We start from the raw sequence: 20,277 nt of genomic DNA, 5'->3' as shown, positions 1-20,277 counted from the left end.
TTTAGTTTGATGTGTTTTTGTAGTGAAATTTAAATGCTGATAGTAAAAAAATAACATTATTATTGCATCAAATTACTAATTAATTAACCAAAATTTTTAGAAAAATGAAATTAACAAAATTACTTATTTTTTGTGTTTCGTCTTTATTATTCTCGGTTATAGCTGTGGCTCAGGATGTCACAGTAAATGGAATGATAAGTGATGAAAGTGGAATGCCGGTTCCGGGCGCAACCGTTGTGTTAAAAGGTACAACAAAGTCGACGGCATCAGACTTTGATGGAAAATTCCAGATACAGGCACCGTCAAACGGAGTTTTGACAGTGACTTTTATAGGGTACGCAACAGTTAGCGAAGCCGTAAACGGAAGAACAAAAATCACGATTCAGTTAAAACCGGAGTCACAATCATTAAATGAGGTTGTAGTAGTAGGTTATGGTACTCAAAAGAAATCAGTGGTAACGGGTGCAATTTCCAGTGTAAAAGCAGCAGATTTAGAAGACCTGCCAATTACCAGAGTGGAGCAGTCATTACAAGGTCGTGTTTCCGGGGTAACAATCGCAGCAAATGCAGGACAGCCAGGTTCTTCTTCAACAATCAGAGTGCGTGGTATAACATCATTTGGAAATAATGAGCCATTATGGGTTGTAGATGGTGTAATTGTTGACTCAGGAGGAATTGGTTTCTTAAATCAATCAGATATTGCTTCTATGGAGGTTCTTAAAGATGCAGCATCTCAGGCTATTTATGGAGCCAGAGCTGCGGCAGGGGTAATTCTTATTACAACTAAAAAAGGTAAGTCTGGAAAAATGAGTGTAAATTATAATGGTTACACTGGTTTTTCTAAAGCAGCCAGAAAATTGGATTTATTGAATGCTACAGAGTATGCTACAATAATGAATGAAAGATATGCAAATGGCTATACAATAGATCCTCAAAAACCATATCAACTTCCATATCAGAATCCATCATCGTATGGAGAGGGAACTGATTGGCAAAATGTTATTTTTAATGACAGTGCTCAAAGAACGGGACATGAACTAAGTTTGTCAGGAGGAAATGATGTATCTACTTTTTATGCGTCTTTCGGATTGTTAGATCAGGAAGGTATCGTTGCTACTCCAATATCAAATTACAACAGAAAAAACATTCGTTTAAACTCTACACATAAAATTGTAAAAGGTTTAACTTTTGGTCAGACTTTAGGATATTCTCACGAAAAAAATGTTGGAATCGGAAATACTAATAATGAATATGGCGGACCATTAAGTTCGGCAATCAATTTAGATCCGCTTACACCAGCAGTAGTTACCGATCCGGCTGTAGCAAATGCATCACCATATAATCAGCCTGGTATTTTGAGAGATGCTAACGGAAATCCTTACGGAGTTTCTAGTACTGTAACTCAGGAAATGAGTAATCCTCTGGCCTATATTCAAACGAGATTAGGAAATTATGGGTGGTCTGACAATTTTGTTGGGAATGCTTATTTAGAAGTAGAGGCAATTAAGGGTTTAAAATTTAGAACTACGCTGGGAGGTAAATTGGCGTATTGGGGATCAGAAAGTTTTACTCCGGTATCTTATTTAAACTCAGCAACCATAAATGCGGTTAATAATTTAACTAGAGGTACGAACAAAGGTTTTGGATGGAATATTGAAAATACAGTTTCTTATGCAAAACAAATCGCTGATCACAATTTTTCAGTTTTAGTTGGACAAGGTACCTATGTAGACAATATCACGTCTGGGACTACAGTAACATATAATGACATACCTTTTACTAATTTTGATGATGCAACATTTCCTAATGGACATCCAAAGGATAAAATTACAGCTTCTGCATATAATGGTTATGAACATAAAGTAACATCGTTGTTTGCGAGATTAAATTATGATTACAAAGAAAGATATTTATTAACTGGTATTGTTCGTCGTGACGGTTCGTCTCGTTTTGGACAAAATTATAAATACGGAACTTTTCCATCATTCTCTTTAGGATGGGTTCCGAGTAAAGAAAGTTTCTGGCCTCAGAATAATGTAGTAACACAATTGAAGTTTAGAGGAGGTTATGGTATTACAGGTAGTGATGCAATTGGTGATTTCAAATTTTTACCAACTATTGGTACAGGAAGAAATTATACTATAGGAAACCAAGGTTCTGTTGTTGTAGGTAGCAGCCCAAATGCACCAGCGAATCCAGATTTAAAATGGGAAGAAACAAGTCAGGCTAACGTAGCTTTTGATATTACATTCTTTAATGATTTTACCTTAACTTCAGATTTTTATGTTAAAAAATCGACTGGTATTTTACAGGATATTGACTTGCCAGGTCATATTGGTAGTACAGGAAGACCTTCTGCAAACGTTGCTGACATGCAGAACAAAGGTATTGATATAGAACTTTCTTACCGTAAAAAATTAGGTCAGTTTAATTTAGGCTTAAGCGGGAATATTTCTTATTTAGAAAATGAAGTAACTAACTTAGGGAAAGGGATTCAATATATTTCGGGAGATGCCTCTTTCCAAAATATGGGCGCAGTAACCAGAACACAAGTTGGTCAGCCTTATAATTCTTTTTATGGATACAGAACTCAGGGAATTTTTCAAAATCAGGCAGAAATTGCTGCTTATACAAACGCTTCAGGAGGTTTAATTCAGCCAAATGCAAAACCTGGAGATTTTAGATGGCAGGATACTAATGGTGATGGAACAATTACAGATGATGACAAGACGTTTATTGGAAATCCACTTCCAAAATATACATTTGGATTTACGGTTAATTTAGATTACAAAAATTTTGATTTATTAGTATTTACACAAGGTGCAGTAGGAAATCAAATTTTTCAGGGATTACGTCGTCTGGACATCAATACAGCTAACTTCCAAACCTCTGCTTTAGGTCGTTGGACCGGAGAAGGATCTACAAATTCATATCCAATTATATCTAGTGTTGATGATAATAAAAACTTTTCAAACGCTTCCGATTTTTATTTAGAAGATGGGGATTATGTGAGAATCAAAACAGTTCAACTTGGATATAGTCTGCCAAGCGATGTTATCTCAAAAGGAGGGCTTTCAAAAGTTAGACTTTATTTAACAGGAGAGAATTTATTTACATTCACAAAATACAGCGGTTACGATCCGGAAATTGGTGGAGGAGTTTTTGGTATTGATAAAGGATATTATCCACAAGCTAGAACTTTGATGTTAGGGGTTAATTTACAATTTTAAAATTAGAGATTATGAAAATTAAAAATATAAAATATTCATTTGCTGCAGTAGGATTGTTGCTTCTTAGCTATTCTTGCGGTGAAGATTTTTTAACAGTTGATCCAAAAGGACTTCCGTTGGTAGATAATTATTACAAAGATGAGTCTGAAGCATATTCTGCACTGATTGCTGCTTATGATATTATGGGAAAACAATCTAAAGGTTTTGAAAACATGATCTGTATGCTTAATGCAGGTTCTGATGATTTTTATGCTGGAGGAGGAGGACCTGGAGACGGGGCTGGTATTCATGGTTTTGATAATTATAAGCTTGATGAAATAATTATGCCAAGAAGTTTTTGGGGTGACTTTTTCCAGGGAATTGCCAGAGCCAATATCTTGTTGGAGAAATTACCTACTGTAGATATGTCTGATGCTAAAAAAGTACGTTTTGGAGCAGAAGCAAAAGCATTACGCGGCTATTACTATTTTGAACTGGTAAGAACATTCAGGAATTTACCATTAATTCTAACTCCAATTTCGCCAGCAGAAGGATATAACAGTACTCAGGTTAGTCCGGAAGAAGTGTATGCACAAATAGAAAGAGACTTAATTGAAGCAAAAGCAGGTTTGCCAAATACAGTTGATATCGCAACAGAAGCCGGTCGTTTTTCTAAAGGTTCTGTACAGGCTTTATTAGGAAAAGTATATTTATACGAAGGAAAAAATTCATTGGCCGCAGCAGAATTAGCTGCTGTAAACGGAACTCCGGGAGGTACAAGCATGTATGGCTATAAATTACTGGATAAATTTTCTGATCTATGGGTAATCAGCAACAAATTTAACTCAGAAGCGATTATTGAAATTATGCATACTGATAAAAGTAATGCAAACTGGGATTTCTGGGGTGGAGGAGCAGACGAAGGGAATTCTGTAAATATTATGGTAGGACCTAGAGATTTTTCAAGAACAATACCTGCACTGGTACCAGATTATATTTCCGGATGGAGTTTTAACACTGTTACACCTAGCTTATATAATTTTATGAAAGGGGACCCTCGTTTTGATGCAACTATTTTGGATATGGCAGCTCTAAAAGCAGCTGGTATTGCTAATTGGGGACCAAAAGATCAGGATACCGGATATTTCTTAAAGAAATTTATGCCATTAAACTCAGATACTTCATCAGGAGGTGGAGCAACAGCTTTAAATTATAAACAAGATACGTATGCAATCCGTTTAGCAGATACTTATTTAATGGAAGCAGAAGCTTTAGGCGGAACAGGAGCAAGAGCACAGGCTTTACTGGATGCTGTACGTGCGAGAGTAGGTTTAGGTTCAGTACCAGTTTCTTTGGATGCTATTGCTAACGAAAGAAGATTAGAATTGGCTGGTGAAGGACACCGCTGGTTTGATTTAGTAAGAACCGGAAAAGCAGCAACTGTACTTGCAGGAGACGGATTTGTGGCTGGTAAAAATGAAATTTGGCCAATCCCGCAAAAAGATTTAGAGAATACTAAACTTGTACAAAATCCAAACTATTAATAATCTTATCATATGAAAATAAATGTAATGAAAAAACAAGGGTTTTTAATATTGTTTTTTATGACAGCTGTATTAAGTTTTACTAGTTGTCAGCCGGAAGATTCTTTTGTAAATAATGGATTAACGAATGATAATGTTGATGCATCTTTTGATATTGTTCCTGTAGAGGGAAAAGTAAATACGTACAATCTGGTAGCAAAGACCAATGTCGTTTTAAAATCAATCTGGAATACCGGAAATGGAGATTATATTGGAAAAGGAATACAGGAAGTTTCCTTCCCTGATGCAGGAACTTATACGATTACCCAAACGGCTATTGGAGCCGGAGGAGGTAAAGCTACCGCATCTAAACAGTTAGTAGTGGCCACAACAGATCCTTTAAAAGGAAATTTAGTTCAGGGAGGATCTTTTGCAACTGCAGAGGATCAGGCCAAATGGACTGTTTTAAATCTTAGTGCTACAGGCGCGGCTTTCTGGTCATACGCTAATAACAGTGCAACGATTCACTCGCCAGGAGGATGGGCGCAAGAAGGAATTTATCAGGCAATTGATGTTGTAAAAGATAAAGAATATACTATTGACATGTTCGTGTCTGCACTTAGCGGTTCTGATGAAACATGGTTTGAAGTATATGCAGGCACATCTCTTCCGGTATCCGGTGTTGAATACAAAGACAACAAAGTAATGGGATTAAGTACTTGGGACGGCTGTGCAAAAGGTGGTTTTTCAGGAATGCTTTCTCAGGTTGGATGTGTGAAAAATGACAAAACAGCTACAGTTTCCAATGTTGTAAAATTCTCTGAGTCAGGAAAAATCTATTTACTAATCCGTTCTGGAGGTAACAAGTTTACAAAAGACGGAATTACAGTATCAAAAATAGAATTTAGAGGAAAATAAAAGTTTAAGTTAAGTTTAAGTTTGGTTGTAAATAGCCCATAATCATTATGAGTATGGGCTATTTTTAAATCCTTAGGCGGTCAGAAAATAAGTTTCTGCAAAAACTTCTTTTTAGAATTAAAAAAATAAGGAAAGAATGAAAAAAAATACTTTAAAATTTCTGTGTTTTTTGTTTACAGTTTCGGCTATCGCCCAGCAGACAAAGGCAAAGAAAGAATTTACAACCAGCGGAAAAAAAATAACAGTTTATACTACTGCTGAAAATTCAAATTTGAAATTAACAGCAACTGATAATTTGACTTTTTCAGCATCTAAACAACCTCTTGAAACAGAAATATCTGTTTTTGTAGAGCCTTCTAAAAAGTTTCAGACTTTTATGGGAATCGGAGGTGCCATAACTGATGCGAGTGCCGAAATTTTTGCTAAACTTTCAAAAGAAAAACAAACTGAATTTTTAAATGCCTATTATGATAAACAAAAAGGAATTGGCTATTCTTTGCTAAGAACCACGATACAAAGCTCTGATTTTAGCAGTGGAAGTTATTCCTATATTCAGGAAGGGGATAAAGATTTAAAGACTTTTACTATTGATCATGACAGGCAGTTTCGTATTCCGTTAATCAAACAGGCCATCCAGACAGCAGGCGGTAAATTATTGACCTATGTCGCACCCTGGTCTCCAAATGCTTTTATGAAGAGCAACGGAAATGTATTAAAAGGAGGGACATTACTTCCGGAATATTATCAGACCTGGGCAGACTTTTATGCAAAGTTTATAAAAGAGTATGAAAAAGAAGGTATTCCTATCTGGGGAACTTCAACCCAAAATGAGCCAATGGCTGTTCAGACCTGGGAATCTTGTATTTATACCGCTGAAGCCGAAAGAGACTTTATTAAAAACTTCTTAGGGCCAACACTGAAAAAAGAAAAATTAGGAAACGTAAAAATCATTGCCTGGGATCATAACCGTGATTTAATGAATTACAGAGCCAATGTAATTTACTCTGATCCGGAAGCGTCCAAATATGTTTGGGGAATGGGGTTTCACTGGTACGAAAACTGGTCCGGGGGAGATTCTATGTTCGAAAATGTAGGGAAAGTAAACGAAGCTTATCCGGATAAAAAACTATTGTTTACCGAAGGTTGTGTTGAAAAATTTGATGCCGCAAAATATCAGTTTTGGGGGAATGGAGAGCGTTACGGCATTTCGATGATTAATGATTTCAATAACGGAACTGCTGGCTGGACCGACTGGAATATTCTTTTAGATCAGAACGGAGGACCTAACCATGTTGGAAACTTCTGTTTCGCACCCATCCATGCTGATACTACAACAGGCGAATTAATTTACACACCATCGTATTACTATATTGGACATTTTTCAAAATTTATCCGATTAGATGCAATCAGAGTTAGTTCAGCGGTAAGCAGAAGCGGGCTGTTAAGTACATCATTCTTAAATACGGACGGTACTATGGCCACAATTGTAATGAACAAAACAGACAAAGAAATGACCTATAATCTGATTATAGCAGCAGAGAAGACAGTAGTGAGAATTCCTGCCCACGCTATTCAGACACTTGTTTATTAATATTTTTTGAGTTAATCCGGGGATTGATTTGAATCATCCAATTCAATCCCCACCTTTCTTAATTTAAAGTAAAATGTTTTTTGAAGTAACAATGAAAACCATCAACAGAATCATATTAGCCTCATTAATAGTCTCACAAATCAGTTGTTCAACATCAAAAACAACCAGCGGATCAGCTGTTTCAGCATCCGGAACCAATAAAAAAATTACGGTTTATACTACGGCCGAAAATAGTAGTTTAAGATTATCGCTGTCTGATGATTTAGTTTCAAACACTGCTTCACAACAAAAAAAAGCAACAGTTTCTATTACATTAGATCCTGAAAAAACAGATCAGACCTTTTTAGGTATCGGCGGAGCCGTTACAGATGCCAGTGCCGAAGTTTTTGCTAAACTTTCTCCCAAAAAACAAAAAGAATTCCTAACCGCTTACTACGATAAAAATAAAGGAATAGGCTACACTTTAGCCAGAACCAACATTCACAGCTGCGATTTTAGCAGTGACAGTTATACATATATAGCCGAAGGAGATAAAGAACTGAAAACCTTCAGTATTGATCACGATAAAAAATATAGAATTCCATTATTAAAAAGTGCAATCGAAACGGCCGGCGGGAAATTAACCTTATTTGTTAGTCCATGGAGTCCCCCAGCTTTCATGAAAGACAATAATGATATTTTGCACGGCGGCGTTTTATTGCCTGAATTTGCACAGGCATGGGCAAACTATTATGCCAAATTTATAAAAGCTTATGAAAAAGAGGGAATTCCGGTTTGGGGATTAACCATTCAGAATGAGCCAATGGCAAAACAGCGTTGGGAATCCTGTATCTACACTCCCGAAGCCGAAAGGGATTTTCTAAAGAATTTCCTTGGGCCTACTCTCGAAAAAGAAGGACTGAGTTCTAAAAACGTGATCATCTGGGACCACAATCGCGGAGATATGCTGACCAAAAGAGCCCAGCTTGTTTTTTCGGATCCGGCAGTTTCAAAATATGCCTGGGGAATTGGATTTCACTGGTACGAAACCTGGAATGGCGGAACTCCTAAATTTGAATCAGTAGGGGAAGTGCATAAAGCTTTTCCAAATAAAAATTTACTTTTTACAGAAGGCTGTATCGAAAAATTTGATGCTTCCAGATACCAGTTTTGGGGCAATGCAGAACGCTACGGACTTAACATGATTAACGATTTCAATAATGGAACAGTAGGCTGGACAGACTGGAATATTCTTTTGGACCAGAATGGCGGACCTAACCATGTCGGGAATTTCTGTTTTGCCCCGATTCATGCTGACGTTACCAAAGATGAGTTAATCTATACACCAATGTATTATTATATAGGTCATTTTTCAAAGTTCATTCGTCCTGATGCAAAAAGAATAATTCAAACAGTAAGTGACAAAAAACTAATAAGCACCTCTTTTAAAAATTCTGATGACAAAATAGTAACCATTGTCATGAACCAGTCAGAAAACGAGATTGTTTATACCCTCTTAAACCACGATTTGCAAAATACTATAACTATCCCGGCACATTCCATACAGACTATTGTATACTAAGTACGGTACTAAAAAACTTAAAAATGAAATTAAATTTAAAAAACACAGTAAAGGCATTATTTTTTACAGCAGCTGTAATGACCCAGGTTAAATGCTCTTCATCTAATGACGCTGTTGATCCGGTTGTAAATCCTCCGGTAGTAAACCCTCCGGTTGTAGTTACTAATGATGTTGATTTTTGGCTGACAAAAGGAGATCAGAGTGTACTGTTAACAAAACAAACAGGGAAACTTGGATTTGCGACAACGGGTAATACCTATACTAATATTGAGGTAAATCCTGCTCAAAAGTATCAGACAGTTGATGGTTTTGGATATACCCTGACAGGAGGAAGTGCCGAAATGATTAACCAGTTGACTGCTTCAAAAAAGAGTGCCCTTTTGCAGGAGTTATTTGGAACAGGAGCCAATTCAATTGGGGTGAGTTACCTGAGAATTAGCATTGGAGCCTCAGATTTAAATGCAGCTCCTTTTACTTATAATGATCTGACTGCAGGTGAAACAGATTTAAACCTGGCAAAATTTAGTTTAGAAAAAGATAAAAATGGTGTAATAGCCCTTCTTAAAGAAATTCTGGCCATTAATCCTAAAATTTTAATTTTAGCAACGCCATGGTCAGCACCGCTTTGGATGAAAGACAAAGACAGTTTTATTGGAGGAAATCTTAAAACAGAATACTACGATGTGTATGCTAAGTATTTTGTAAAATACATTCAGCTGATGAAAGCTGAGGGAATTACAATTGATGCTGTAACTCCGCAAAACGAACCGCTGCATGACGGAAACAATCCTAGTATGCATATGACCGCTGTTGAACAGGGAGCCTTTATTAAAAATAATTTAGGGCCTGCTTTTAAAGCTGCAAATTTAACAACAAAAATTATTGCTTACGATCATAATTGCGATAATCCAAATTATCCAAAATCAATTCTGGCCGATACGGATGCGTTCCCATTTGTAGACGGGTCAGCTTTCCATTTATATGCTGGTGATATTAGTGCACTGACAAATGTTTACAATTCTTATCCAACTAAAAATGTCTATTTTACAGAACAATGGACCTCTTCTACAGGTGATTTTGGAGGAGATTTAAAATGGCATGTCAGAAATGTAATTATTGGTTCAATGAGAAATTACAGCAAAAATGCCTTAGAATGGAATTTAGCCAACAATGGTAATTTTGGGCCTCATACTGATGGAGGCTGTACAATGTGCAAAGGAGCTTTAACCATAACTTCAAGCGAAAATTTTCAGCGTAATGTAGCCTATTATATCATTGCCCATGCTTCAAAATTTGTTCCTGCCGGTTCAGTAAGAATAGCAAGTAACTCAAGCGGTAATTTACAGAATGTGGCTTTCATTACCCCTTCGGGATCAAAAGTGCTGATTGTAGAAAATGACGGTTCTGCAACAGAAACCTTCAATATTAAATTTAATGATAAATGGGTTACTACTTCTCTTGCAGCAGGAGATGTTGGGACTTATACATGGAAATAAGAACAGAAAACAGATTCAGATAGTTTTCATATGAAAAAATTAGTAATCACATTACAGTTCTTATTTTCTATAACAGCATTCAGTCAGGGCTTTTTACACAGAGATGGCCAGAAGATAGTTGACGGAAATGGGAATAACATTGTTTTGAGAGGGTTAGGCCTTGGCGGATGGATGGTCCAGGAAGGTTATATGCTGCAGACCCAGCCATTTGCCAGTCCGCAATACCAGATCAGACAGAAAATTCAGGATGTTATTGGCGAGCAGGGAACCAAAGAGTTTTATGCCGCTTACAAAGCAAACGGAATTACGAAACGAGATATAGATTCATTGGCAGCCTGGGGATTCAATTCCATCAGGCTTCCTATGCATTATAATGTATATACACCGCCAATTGAGCAGGAAAAAAATGGTGAAATAACCTGGATTGAAGAAGGTTTTACCATGACCGATAACTTGTTGAAGTGGTGCGAAGCCAACAAAATGTATCTGATTTTAGATTTACATGCAGCACCGGGCGGACAAGGCAATGATGCCGCTATTTCTGATTATGATACCACTAAACCATCACTTTGGGAAAGTGAAGCCAATCAGAAAAAAATGATTGCTTTATGGAAAAAACTGGCTTCGCGTTACAGGGATAAGCAGTGGATTGGGGCTTACGATATTATCAACGAACCAAACTGGAATTTTACCGGATCCAATAAAAATGGCTGCGATGAAAACTCAAACGGGCCATTGCGGAACTTGATGGTTGCTGTAACAAAAGCCATACGTGAAGTAGATAACAATCACTTAATTTTTATAGAAGGAAACTGCTGGGGAAACAACTATAACGGGATTTTTCCTTTATGGGATGATAATATGGCTTTGAGTTTCCATAAATACTGGAGCTATAATACTCAGGAATCTATCCGGAAAATGCTGGATTACAGAGCACAGTACAACGTTCCAATCTGGTTAGGTGAGAGCGGCGAAAACTCCAATGTCTGGTTCAAAGATGTCCTGACTTTAGTTGAAAGAAACAACATAGGATGGGCTTTCTGGCCAATGAAAAAAATAGAAAATATTGCCGGAGTAACCTCGGTTACCAAAATTCCGGAATATGATGTCTTATTGAAATATTGGAAAGACGGCGGTCAAAAACCATCTGTTTCATTTTCTAAAAAAGCATTAATGAAAATGGCAGATAATTACAAAATGGAAAATGTAACCGTTAAACCGGACGTAATTGATGCGATGTTCAGACAGGTTCAGACCAATGATACCAAACCGTATAAAAAGAAGAGTATTCCCGGTAAAATTGCAGCAGTGCATTATGATTTAGGAACAAATGGTTATGCATATTCCGATAAAGATTTTGTGAATTACAGATCAGAAACCAACCAATTTGAAGACTGGAATAAAGGAAACAGCATGCGCAATGATGGTGTTGATATTCTGCCTTGTAAAGATGCCGGATCAGCGGGATATCAGGTTTCATTTATTGAAGATGGCGAATGGCTTCTGTTTACAACTCAGGTTAAAAAACAAGCAAATTACAACGTGGCTATCCGTTATTCAGGCGAAACAGAAGGAAGACTCCATTTAGAAACGGGAAATACAAAATCAAATACAGTTTCATTACCGGCAACGGGAGGAAACGATAAATGGAAAACCATTGTTTTACCGGATCTTGAATTAACTGCCGGAGAACATAAAATTAAAGTTGTTTTTGATAAAGGAGGTTTCAATTTGAATTATTTAGATTTTTCAGAAAGCAAAGAAGGCAGTTCAAAAAAATAGGGTTTAAAAAATTACACAGGATGATATACCTGATATTGATGATCATAGTACAGATAATTAACATAACTTTTAAATAAGTTTTTTTCTTTGAGGTTAGGTAAACACTAGCTTTACGGATTAAAATTTTTTAAATATGAAAAAGATAAATACAATTGTTTTAGTCGTAATGCTCCTTTTGGTGAGCGGTTCATTTTATGGTCAAAATTTAAAATTGATGACCTATAATATTCGTCTGGATGTTGCTTCTGACGGAGAAAATGCATGGCCAAACCGAAAAGATTACTTTACTTCCCAGATTCAGTTTTACAGTCCTGATATTTTTGGGGTTCAGGAAGCAACGCCAAATCAGGTTATCAATATTGCTTCGGCTCTGCCTGATTACAACAAATTTGGAGTTGGAAGAGAAGAAGGAGGATTAGGTGAAGCTTGTACCATTTATTATAAAAAAGACCGTTTCAAACTGCTGGATTCGAATACGTTTTGGCTTTCAGAAACACCAAATACCGTTTCCAGAGGCTGGGATGCCGCTTGTAACAGAGTTTGTACGTATGGACTTTTTAAAGATTTAAAAACAAAAAAAACATTTTACGTTTTCAACCTGCATTTGGATCACATGGGTGAAGTAGCAAGAGTGAAAGGAGTTCAGCTGGTGCTCTCAAAAATGAAGGAATTAAATACCAAAAAATACCCTGCTTTTTTAATGGGTGATTTTAATTCAGAACCTGAAACAGCCCAAATTGCAGAAATTAAAAAAGTAATGGACGATACCAAAGACGTTTCAAAAGAGAAACCTTTTGGCCCGTCCGGAACATTTAACGATTTTAAACACAATGAACCGGTAACCTTATTGCTGGATTATATTTTTATTTCAAAAAATAGCGGACTTACCATTCAGAAACATGCAGTGCTGAGTGATTCCAAAGATTTAAAATATCCTTCGGATCACTTACCTGTTTTAATAGAAATAGATTAAACATGAAAAACATCAACAAAAAACTTCAAATCCTGCTTTTACTGCCGCTTATTGCGATGCAGCTAAAATGCGGATCTTCGTCAGGCGCTGCGTCCAGTTCCGGAAAAGCAGAATCCTGGATTACAACGACAGATGAAACTTCAAAACTAAAAAAACAGAATGATTTGGTTTTTAGTACAGAGACTAATTCTAACCCGACTATTGAAGTAAATCCTTCTGAAAAATTCCAGACTATAGAAGGTTTCGGGTTTTCTTTAACAGGAGGAAGTGCTCAGGCCATCATCAAACTGGATAAAGCAAAAAAAGAAGCCCTGCTTCAGGAATTGTTTTCCAGAAAAGACGACGCTATTGGTTTAAGTTACCTGCGTATTAGTATTGGAGCATCAGACTTGAACGAGAAAGTTTTTTCGTATGATGATATGCCGGAAGGCCAGACCGATTTAAAACTGGAACATTTTAACCTTGGACCAGATTTAAATGATGTCATTCCGGTATTACAGGACATCTTAAAAATAAATCCTAAGATTAAAATTATGGGTTCTCCGTGGTCTCCGCCAGTTTGGATGAAAGACAACGGAAGCTCAAAAGGAGGAAGTTTACAGCCGAAATATTATGGAGTTTATGCCCAGTATTTTGTAAAATATATTCAGGCGATGAAATCGCACGGAATTACAATTGACGCTATCACGCCGCAAAACGAGCCTTTACACCCGGGTAATAATCCGAGTTTGTTAATGCTGGCAGAACAGCAGGCCGATTTTATTGGAAATCATTTAGGCCCTGCTTTTAAAGCAGCCGGAATAAAAACCAAAATTATTGTGTATGACCACAACTGTAACAAACCCGAATATCCTTTGACCATTTTAAGAGACAGTAAGGCAAATCCTTTCGTTACAGGTTCCGCTTTTCATTTATATGAAGGGGATATTAGTGCTTTAACAATCGTGCATAATGAATTTCCCAATAAAGATTTGTATTTTACCGAACAATACACCGGATCAGGAAGCAGTTTTGAAAATGATTTGAAATGGAGTGTGAAAAATGTTGTAATTGGTTCTATGCGTAACTGGAGCAAAAATGCCCTTTCATGGGGATTAGCAAATGATGAGTATTACAAACCTTTTACACCAGGTGGTTGTTCAACTTGTAAAGGTGCATTAATGATTGATCAAAATCAGAATATAAAAAGAGAAGTAGGCTATTACATTATTGGCCATGCTTCTAAATTTGTTCCTGAAGGTTCCGTTAGAATTGGCAGTAATGTAAGCGGTAATTTGTATAATGTGGCATTTAAGACACCAGAAGGAAAAATTGTTTTGATCGTAGAAAATGACGGAGCTTCGGCAGAAACATTCAATATAAAATACAATCAAAAACAAATTTCAACTACATTAAATGCAGGTGCAGCAGCCACTTACGTTTGGTAACCAATACTAACTTCATGAAAAAAATAACCACATTTGCCTTGTTGATGGTTTCGCTTTTTGCGGCGGCACAACAAGAAACAATCGATCAGAAAGTAAATGCCTTGTTGAAGAAGATGACTATTGAAGAAAAAATAGGTCAGCTCAATCAATACACGGGCGATAATCAGGCAACAGGCCCAATTACCATAAATCCGAACAAACAGGCTGAAATTAAAGCCGGTTTAGTAGGTTCGATGCTCAACATCATCGGAACAAAATACACCAGACAATATCAGGAACTGGCCATGCAGTCCCGTCTTAAAATTCCATTATTATTTGGACAGGATGTGATTCACGGCTACAAAACTACTTTCCCTCTTCCGTTAGCCGAGGCTGCGAGCTGGGATTTGCAGGCCATTGAATTAGCCGCAAGAGTCGCTGCCGAAGAAGCTTCTGCAAGCGGAATTCACTGGACATTTGCGCCAATGGTCGATATCAGCCGTGATCCTCGCTGGGGACGTGTTATGGAAGGTGCCGGAGAAGATACTTACCTGGGATCTAAAATTGCCTATGCAAGGGTAAAAGGTTTTCAGGGAAATAAATTGGGAGATTTAAACTCGGTTTTGGCCTGCGTAAAACACTTTGCCGCCTATGGAGCCGGTGTAGGAGGAAGAGATTACAACTCGGTAGATATGAGTGAAAGAATGTTATGGGAAACGTATCTGCCTCCGTTTAAAGCAGCATTAGATGCCGGAGCAGCCACTTTTATGAATTCCTTTAATGATGTAAACGGAATTCCGGCAACCGGAAATGCTCATTTACAAAGAGATATTTTAAAAGGAAAATGGAATTTTCAGGGATTTGTAGTTTCTGACTGGGGATCAATTGGAGAAATGGTGGCCCACGGTTATTCTAAAGACCTGAAAGAAGCGGCTTACTCAGCCATTATTGCCGGAAGTGATATGGATATGGAAAGTAATGCTTATCGTTACAATCTGGCTCAATTAGTAAAAGAAGGCCGGGTATCAATTGATTTAATTGATGACGCTGTAAAACGTATTCTTCGCAAGAAATTCGAATTAGGTTTATTTGATGATCCTTACCGTTATTCTGACGATAAAAGAGCTGAAAAAGTATTAGCTAATCCGGCAAACCGAAAAGCCGCCCTTGAAGTAGCCGAAAAAAGTATCGTTTTACTGAAAAATGAAAACCAGACTTTACCTATTTCCAAAACTGTTAAAACAATTGCTTTTATCGGACCTATGGTAAAAGAATACAAAGCGAATATGGGATTCTGGTCTGTTGAACTTCCGGATGTTAATTATGACAAATGGGTAGTTTCTCAATGGGACGGTTTACAAAATAAAGTAGGTAAAAACACCAAACTGATTTATGCAAAAGGCTGTGATATTACAGGAGATAACAAAGATGGATTTGCAGAAGCAGTTGCAGCAGCCAAACAAGCTGATGTTGTTATTTTAAGTATTGGAGAGAGACACGATATGAGTGGTGAGGCAAAAAGCCGAAGCGATATCCATTTACCGGGTGTTCAGGAAGATTTAGTAAAAGCAGTTCAGGCAGTAGGAAAACCAGTTGTGGTTTTAATTAATGCCGGAAGACCTCTTGTTTTTAACTGGACGGCCGATAACGTTCCTGCCGTAGTATACACGTGGTGGTTAGGTACAGAAGCTGGAAATGCAATCGCCAATGTTTTATTTGGAGATTACAATCCGTCAGGAAAACTGCCAATAACATTCCCGAGAGAAGTAGGACAGATTCCTATTTATTACAATCATTTTAGTACCGGAAGACCAGCTAAAGATGAAGATTCAAAAAATTATGTTTCAGCTTATATCGATTTAAAAAATTCCCCTAAATTTCCTTTCGGGTACGGTTTGAGTTATACTAAATTTGAGTATTCAGGATTAAAACTTTCTGCGTCAAAAATCAAAAGTAACGAAACCATTAAAGTATCATTCCAGTTATCAAATGTTGGAAAAGTAACCGGAGAAGAAGTAGTTCAGCTGTATATAAAAGATAAATTCGGATCAGTGGTACGTCCTGTTTTAGAATTAAGAGATTTCCAGAAAGTAAAATTAAATGCAGGAGAATCTAAAACAATCGAATTTACAATAGACAAAGAAAAACTTTCTTTCTATAACGATAAATTAGAATGGACAGCGGAGCCGGGAGATTTTGAAGTTATGATCGGCGCTTCATCAGCTGATATTAAATTAAAATCAGATTTTGAACTACTGGCGAATTAGTAAGATAGATTAAAATGAGAATGGGGCTGTTAAGCCCCATTTTTTATGATGTAAAATTATTTAAGACGTTTCTTAAAATTGTATTTCAACAGGTTTAAGAATCCTTGCTCGATAATGTCAATTCCAATACCAAAATTACTGTCGGCAACCGTATGGTGGTCGTTTCTGAATTTTTCAAAATCTTCCGAAGGTATTTCTAAATTCACCAGCGGTTTAAAATCTACAAACAAAGAAGCTCCATTTTTAGATACTTTTTTACGGCTGGTATAATCAAAATACGGATTAGTAATGGTGCTTTCCTGAACTGTATACTTTTCCTGAGTATCTATTTTTTGATCAGTTGTCAGATGGATTTCGTACTTTTCGTTGTCAAAATTATGCCAGAAAGGGATATCGGTGTGTATGAAATCACGGGCATTATTTTTCACTACATTACGGTCAAAATACATAAGGAAACGATTTTTCTGAACATCTGTAAAATACGGATTTTCAATAGAAGCATTGTACTGAATGGTAAATTCATTCAGCTTTTTATCATCACTGATAATATCAATAGAAGCTTCTTTAAAAATAGTCCTGATGTCCGTTCCGTTTCGGTCATTCGAATAATTCAGGGTATAAAACAGGAAATTATTCCAGCTGTCTATTATTTCTCTTTTGTTTGTATTTTTAAAATATTTACGCATATAATTGGCGCGGTTTCCTTTGTAGGTAGTAGCCAATTTTAACTGCCCTATATTATTCTGAGCACTAAAATCTACTTTTTCATTAATTCCGTAATAAGAGAATTTATGGGGTTTTCTAATTTGTAAATCCTGATTTGGTTTCACCTCCAGATAATGCAGAAAGTAAATAAAACCACGATTTTCAATTAGTCCGAATTCCTCCCTTGCAGTTGCATCAATAAAATAGGTTTCATCCTTATACTTGATTTTTACAATTACATGGTTAAAAGTAAGCAGCGAAGGCAGATAATGTTTGATGTAATGATCTGAATTGAAGTTGACTAAAATTACCGAAGAATCAATCTGGATATAATCTAAAACTACTTTCAGTAAAACCGATTTGGCTTTGCAGTCACCCTGTTTATTTTCATAAGTTACAGAAGGTTCCTGCGGTTTATGTCCGTTCATTTCATCGGCATTGTATACATAATAAACATGGTTTTGCACATAATCAATGGCAAATTGCAGCTGTTCGTTTTTATCTGAAATGGCATCCAGTTTTTCAGCCAGCTTTGGAGCAAATTCTTTAAGAGCCGATTTATGATAAATTTCTTCATACAAAGGTGAAATATAATTCGAAAGATCAGTCCAGCTGCTGTCGGTTGCAAAATCAATAAAAGGCGCAATCTCGCGGTTAGTATCAACATAGTTGATGTAATTCTCTTTTTGAAGGATAAATTTTTCTCCTTTTTTCAAATAATTGATTTCAGGTTCCAGCACCGCTCCCTGATCATCCCTGAAAAAAGCTTTTTTGTAGGCAATTGTCTGATCACGATCGTTGATAAAAGTAAACTTATACGATCCGTAAGCCCAGTAATTGCTTGGACTGATCCAAACGTGTTTCAGGAATTCTTTTCGCATAAAATCACGTTCTGTAAATACCTTTACCCTGGAATCTTCCAATATCAGAACATCATATAAACGTAAGTCTTTAATAGTAATATTAACTTTTTTATTGCTGCTCAGTATACCGCCTTCACTCTGGTTTTCACTGTCAAGTACTTTGATTTTAGTATCCGGGATTTTATCAATTAGAACCCCTTCCCGTAATACGCTTATTCGGTGTATGATATAGGTTTCATTTTCTTCGACCACCATATCCATTGCCGAGGCGTTTTCTAAATTAGAAGGTTCGTTCAGTGTATAAGCAAGACAGGCATATTCGCTGTTTTCGCTGTTACTGGTGTAGTAAATTTTATCTAAAAAATAGCAGTAGTCCCTTCCTTCACTAATTTGTTTATTTGAGAAATCAGATTCCTTTATGTAATCAATTAACTGTTCATCATCAATGTCCGGTGCCCAGCTGTCCGGTTTTTCAATTTTGTATTTTTCTAATTCTGCCGTGTTTTCCATAATAATAGCGTTTATAAAATTTAATAGCGTATATTCTTACTTTTGCGAATAACAAAAATATACAATTGCAGTTGATATTATCAGGATATTTAAATAAAAAAGCCTCACTTTTAGTGAGGCTGTATGTACAAAGCTTTTAAACTTATTTTAAAACCGTATTTATAAAATCCATAGCGCCAATTCCCTTATAAGATTCAAGCAGGGCTTTGTCAAGGGCCTCACGTTTTGTTTTTTTATTCTTAACCTCGCGTTCAATTACCTGATTAAAAATTCTTTCCTGTTCTTCACTGTATTTTAAAGAAGCTTCAAGCAGATACGTCTTAGAAACAAATCCGAAAGAAGACCAGATTTTTGTTCTAATTTTTTGGTTCATATTTTTAAACGGATTGGCACTCATAATTCTCACGCATTAATTTCTAATTCTTACTTCCTTTCGAAAACAAACAAATGAGTAGTGTTTTTCTTTCTTTTTGGATGAATTTTAACAATTTACACTTCTAATGTGTTATTATGACGCAATGTAATCATTTTTTCAATTAGTTTTGTAATTTTAACTAAAATTGTGATTTGTACACTTATAGTTTTTTGTTGATTCTGAATATTTTATAGGACGGGTTTTTTGAAAAAAGGTTACAGTTGTAAAAAATAAAGTAAATTGCAGGTTACATTTAAATCTGAAAAACGATTAATTACAAATTCAAATGCTGAAATTTATTATAGAAAATAATGAAAATTACCAGCCCGGACTTTCTATAGATTGTGTGATTTTTGGTTTTCATGATAATCAGTTAAAAGTGCTGCTGATTAAGGTGCCGCATAATGAACGATGGTCGCTGCCGGGAGGATTTATTCCTGTAGATCAGGACATTGATACGGCAGCTGTAACCGTTTTAAATGAGAGAACAGGAGTCGAAGGTGTTTTTTTGAGACAGTTTTCAACTTTTGGAAAGATCAAACGAAATGATAATCATTTTGGCAAAGAAGTTTTAGAGTATTTAAGTATCAGTCCGGAACAGGGAAAATGGCTTACCCGCCGTTTTGTTACCATTGGGTATTACGCCCTGGTTGATTTCTCGAAGATACTCCCTAATCCGGTTAACCGCCACGAAATTGTAGAATGGATTGATCATAAAGAAGTTCCGGGCCTGATACTGGATCATCGTGAAATTCTGGACAAAGCTCTTGATACGTTGAGAGTTGAATTGAATTTAATGCCGGTTGGATATAATTTACTCCCTGAGAAATTTACAATTCCGGAACTTCAGAAGTTATATGAAACCATTTTGGACAAAAAACTGGACCGTCGAAATTTTCTGCGTAAAATCACCAATATTGGAATTCTGACGAAACTGGACGAAAAGAAAAGCAATGTAGCACACAAAGCCCCGAACCTCTATTCTTTTGACAAAGAAAAATACGATGAAGTCTTAAAAAACGGACTGAATCAGGGGTGGTAAAGTATGTATAAAAAGA

At 36.4% G+C, this 20,277-nt stretch carries 13 protein-coding genes; 11 read left to right on the top strand and 2 right to left on the bottom strand.

The annotated features are described in order from the left end of the window. The first annotated feature begins 104 nt into the window (after window positions 1-104). The 10 genes from ACODST_RS00365 (at window position 105) to ACODST_RS00320 (ending at window position 16,726) form a co-directional block, all read left to right on the top strand. Window positions 105-3,230 carry a SusC/RagA family TonB-linked outer membrane protein gene (locus ACODST_RS00365; RefSeq protein ID WP_488930134.1) on the top strand — a complete coding sequence of 1,042 codons (3,126 nt, stop codon included), beginning with the start codon at window positions 105-107 and terminating at the stop codon, window positions 3,228-3,230. Window positions 3,231-3,241: 11 nt separating this feature from the next. Continuing rightward, window positions 3,242-4,753 (top strand): RagB/SusD family nutrient uptake outer membrane protein, encoded by a 1,512-nt coding sequence (locus ACODST_RS00360; RefSeq protein ID WP_488930133.1) that lies wholly within the window; start codon window positions 3,242-3,244, stop codon window positions 4,751-4,753. Window positions 4,754-4,813: 60 nt separating this feature from the next. Further along, window positions 4,814-5,650, top strand: coding sequence for a hypothetical protein (locus ACODST_RS00355; RefSeq protein WP_488930132.1), 837 nt, complete (start codon window positions 4,814-4,816; stop codon window positions 5,648-5,650). A gap of 136 nt (window positions 5,651-5,786) precedes the next feature. Continuing rightward, complete coding sequence (locus tag ACODST_RS00350; protein WP_488930131.1) at window positions 5,787-7,241, top strand: glycoside hydrolase family 30 protein; 1,455 nt, start codon at window positions 5,787-5,789, stop codon at window positions 7,239-7,241. 91 nt (window positions 7,242-7,332) lie between these two features. Beyond that, window positions 7,333-8,802, top strand: coding sequence for a glycoside hydrolase family 30 protein (locus ACODST_RS00345; protein WP_488930420.1), 1,470 nt, complete (start codon window positions 7,333-7,335; stop codon window positions 8,800-8,802). A gap of 23 nt (window positions 8,803-8,825) precedes the next feature. Further along, window positions 8,826-10,298, top strand: a complete 1,473-nt coding sequence (locus ACODST_RS00340; protein ID WP_488930130.1) for a glycoside hydrolase family 30 protein — start codon at window positions 8,826-8,828, stop codon at window positions 10,296-10,298. Between the two features lie 30 nt (window positions 10,299-10,328). Beyond that, window positions 10,329-12,080 (top strand): cellulase family glycosylhydrolase, encoded by a 1,752-nt coding sequence (locus tag ACODST_RS00335; RefSeq protein WP_488930129.1) that lies wholly within the window; start codon window positions 10,329-10,331, stop codon window positions 12,078-12,080. A 133-nt stretch (window positions 12,081-12,213) separates the two neighbouring features. Continuing rightward, a complete protein-coding gene (locus tag ACODST_RS00330; RefSeq protein WP_488930128.1) occupies window positions 12,214-13,053 on the top strand; it encodes an endonuclease/exonuclease/phosphatase family protein in 840 nt (279 codons plus the stop codon). A 2-nt stretch (window positions 13,054-13,055) separates the two neighbouring features. Further along, window positions 13,056-14,480: a glycoside hydrolase family 30 protein gene (locus tag ACODST_RS00325; protein WP_488930127.1), complete on the top strand. Its 1,425-nt coding sequence runs from the start codon at window positions 13,056-13,058 to the stop codon at window positions 14,478-14,480. A gap of 14 nt (window positions 14,481-14,494) precedes the next feature. Further along, window positions 14,495-16,726: a glycoside hydrolase family 3 N-terminal domain-containing protein gene (locus ACODST_RS00320; RefSeq protein WP_488930126.1), complete on the top strand. Its 2,232-nt coding sequence runs from the start codon at window positions 14,495-14,497 to the stop codon at window positions 16,724-16,726. A gap of 56 nt (window positions 16,727-16,782) precedes the next feature. Here the strand turns inward: ACODST_RS00320 and ACODST_RS00315 are convergent, their stop codons facing one another. Both ACODST_RS00315 and ACODST_RS00310 read right to left on the bottom strand, forming a co-directional pair. Further along, on the bottom strand, window positions 16,783-18,804 hold the full coding sequence (locus tag ACODST_RS00315; protein WP_488930125.1) for a hypothetical protein: 2,022 nt from the start codon (window positions 18,802-18,804) through the stop codon (window positions 16,783-16,785). Window positions 18,805-18,946: 142 nt separating this feature from the next. Next, window positions 18,947-19,177: a hypothetical protein gene (locus ACODST_RS00310; protein ID WP_488930124.1), complete on the bottom strand. Its 231-nt coding sequence runs from the start codon at window positions 19,175-19,177 to the stop codon at window positions 18,947-18,949. Between the two features lie 328 nt (window positions 19,178-19,505). Here ACODST_RS00310 and ACODST_RS00305 point away from each other — a divergent pair, with 328 nt between their 5' ends. Beyond that, window positions 19,506-20,261 carry an NUDIX hydrolase gene (locus ACODST_RS00305; RefSeq protein WP_488930123.1) on the top strand — a complete coding sequence of 252 codons (756 nt, stop codon included), beginning with the start codon at window positions 19,506-19,508 and terminating at the stop codon, window positions 20,259-20,261. The last annotated feature ends 16 nt before the right edge of the window (window positions 20,262-20,277 follow it).

The organism is Flavobacterium sp. FG19 (assembly GCF_057809475.1).
The sequence above is the reverse complement of the archived record's forward strand: the minus strand, read 5'-3'. Positions and strand labels throughout refer to the sequence as shown.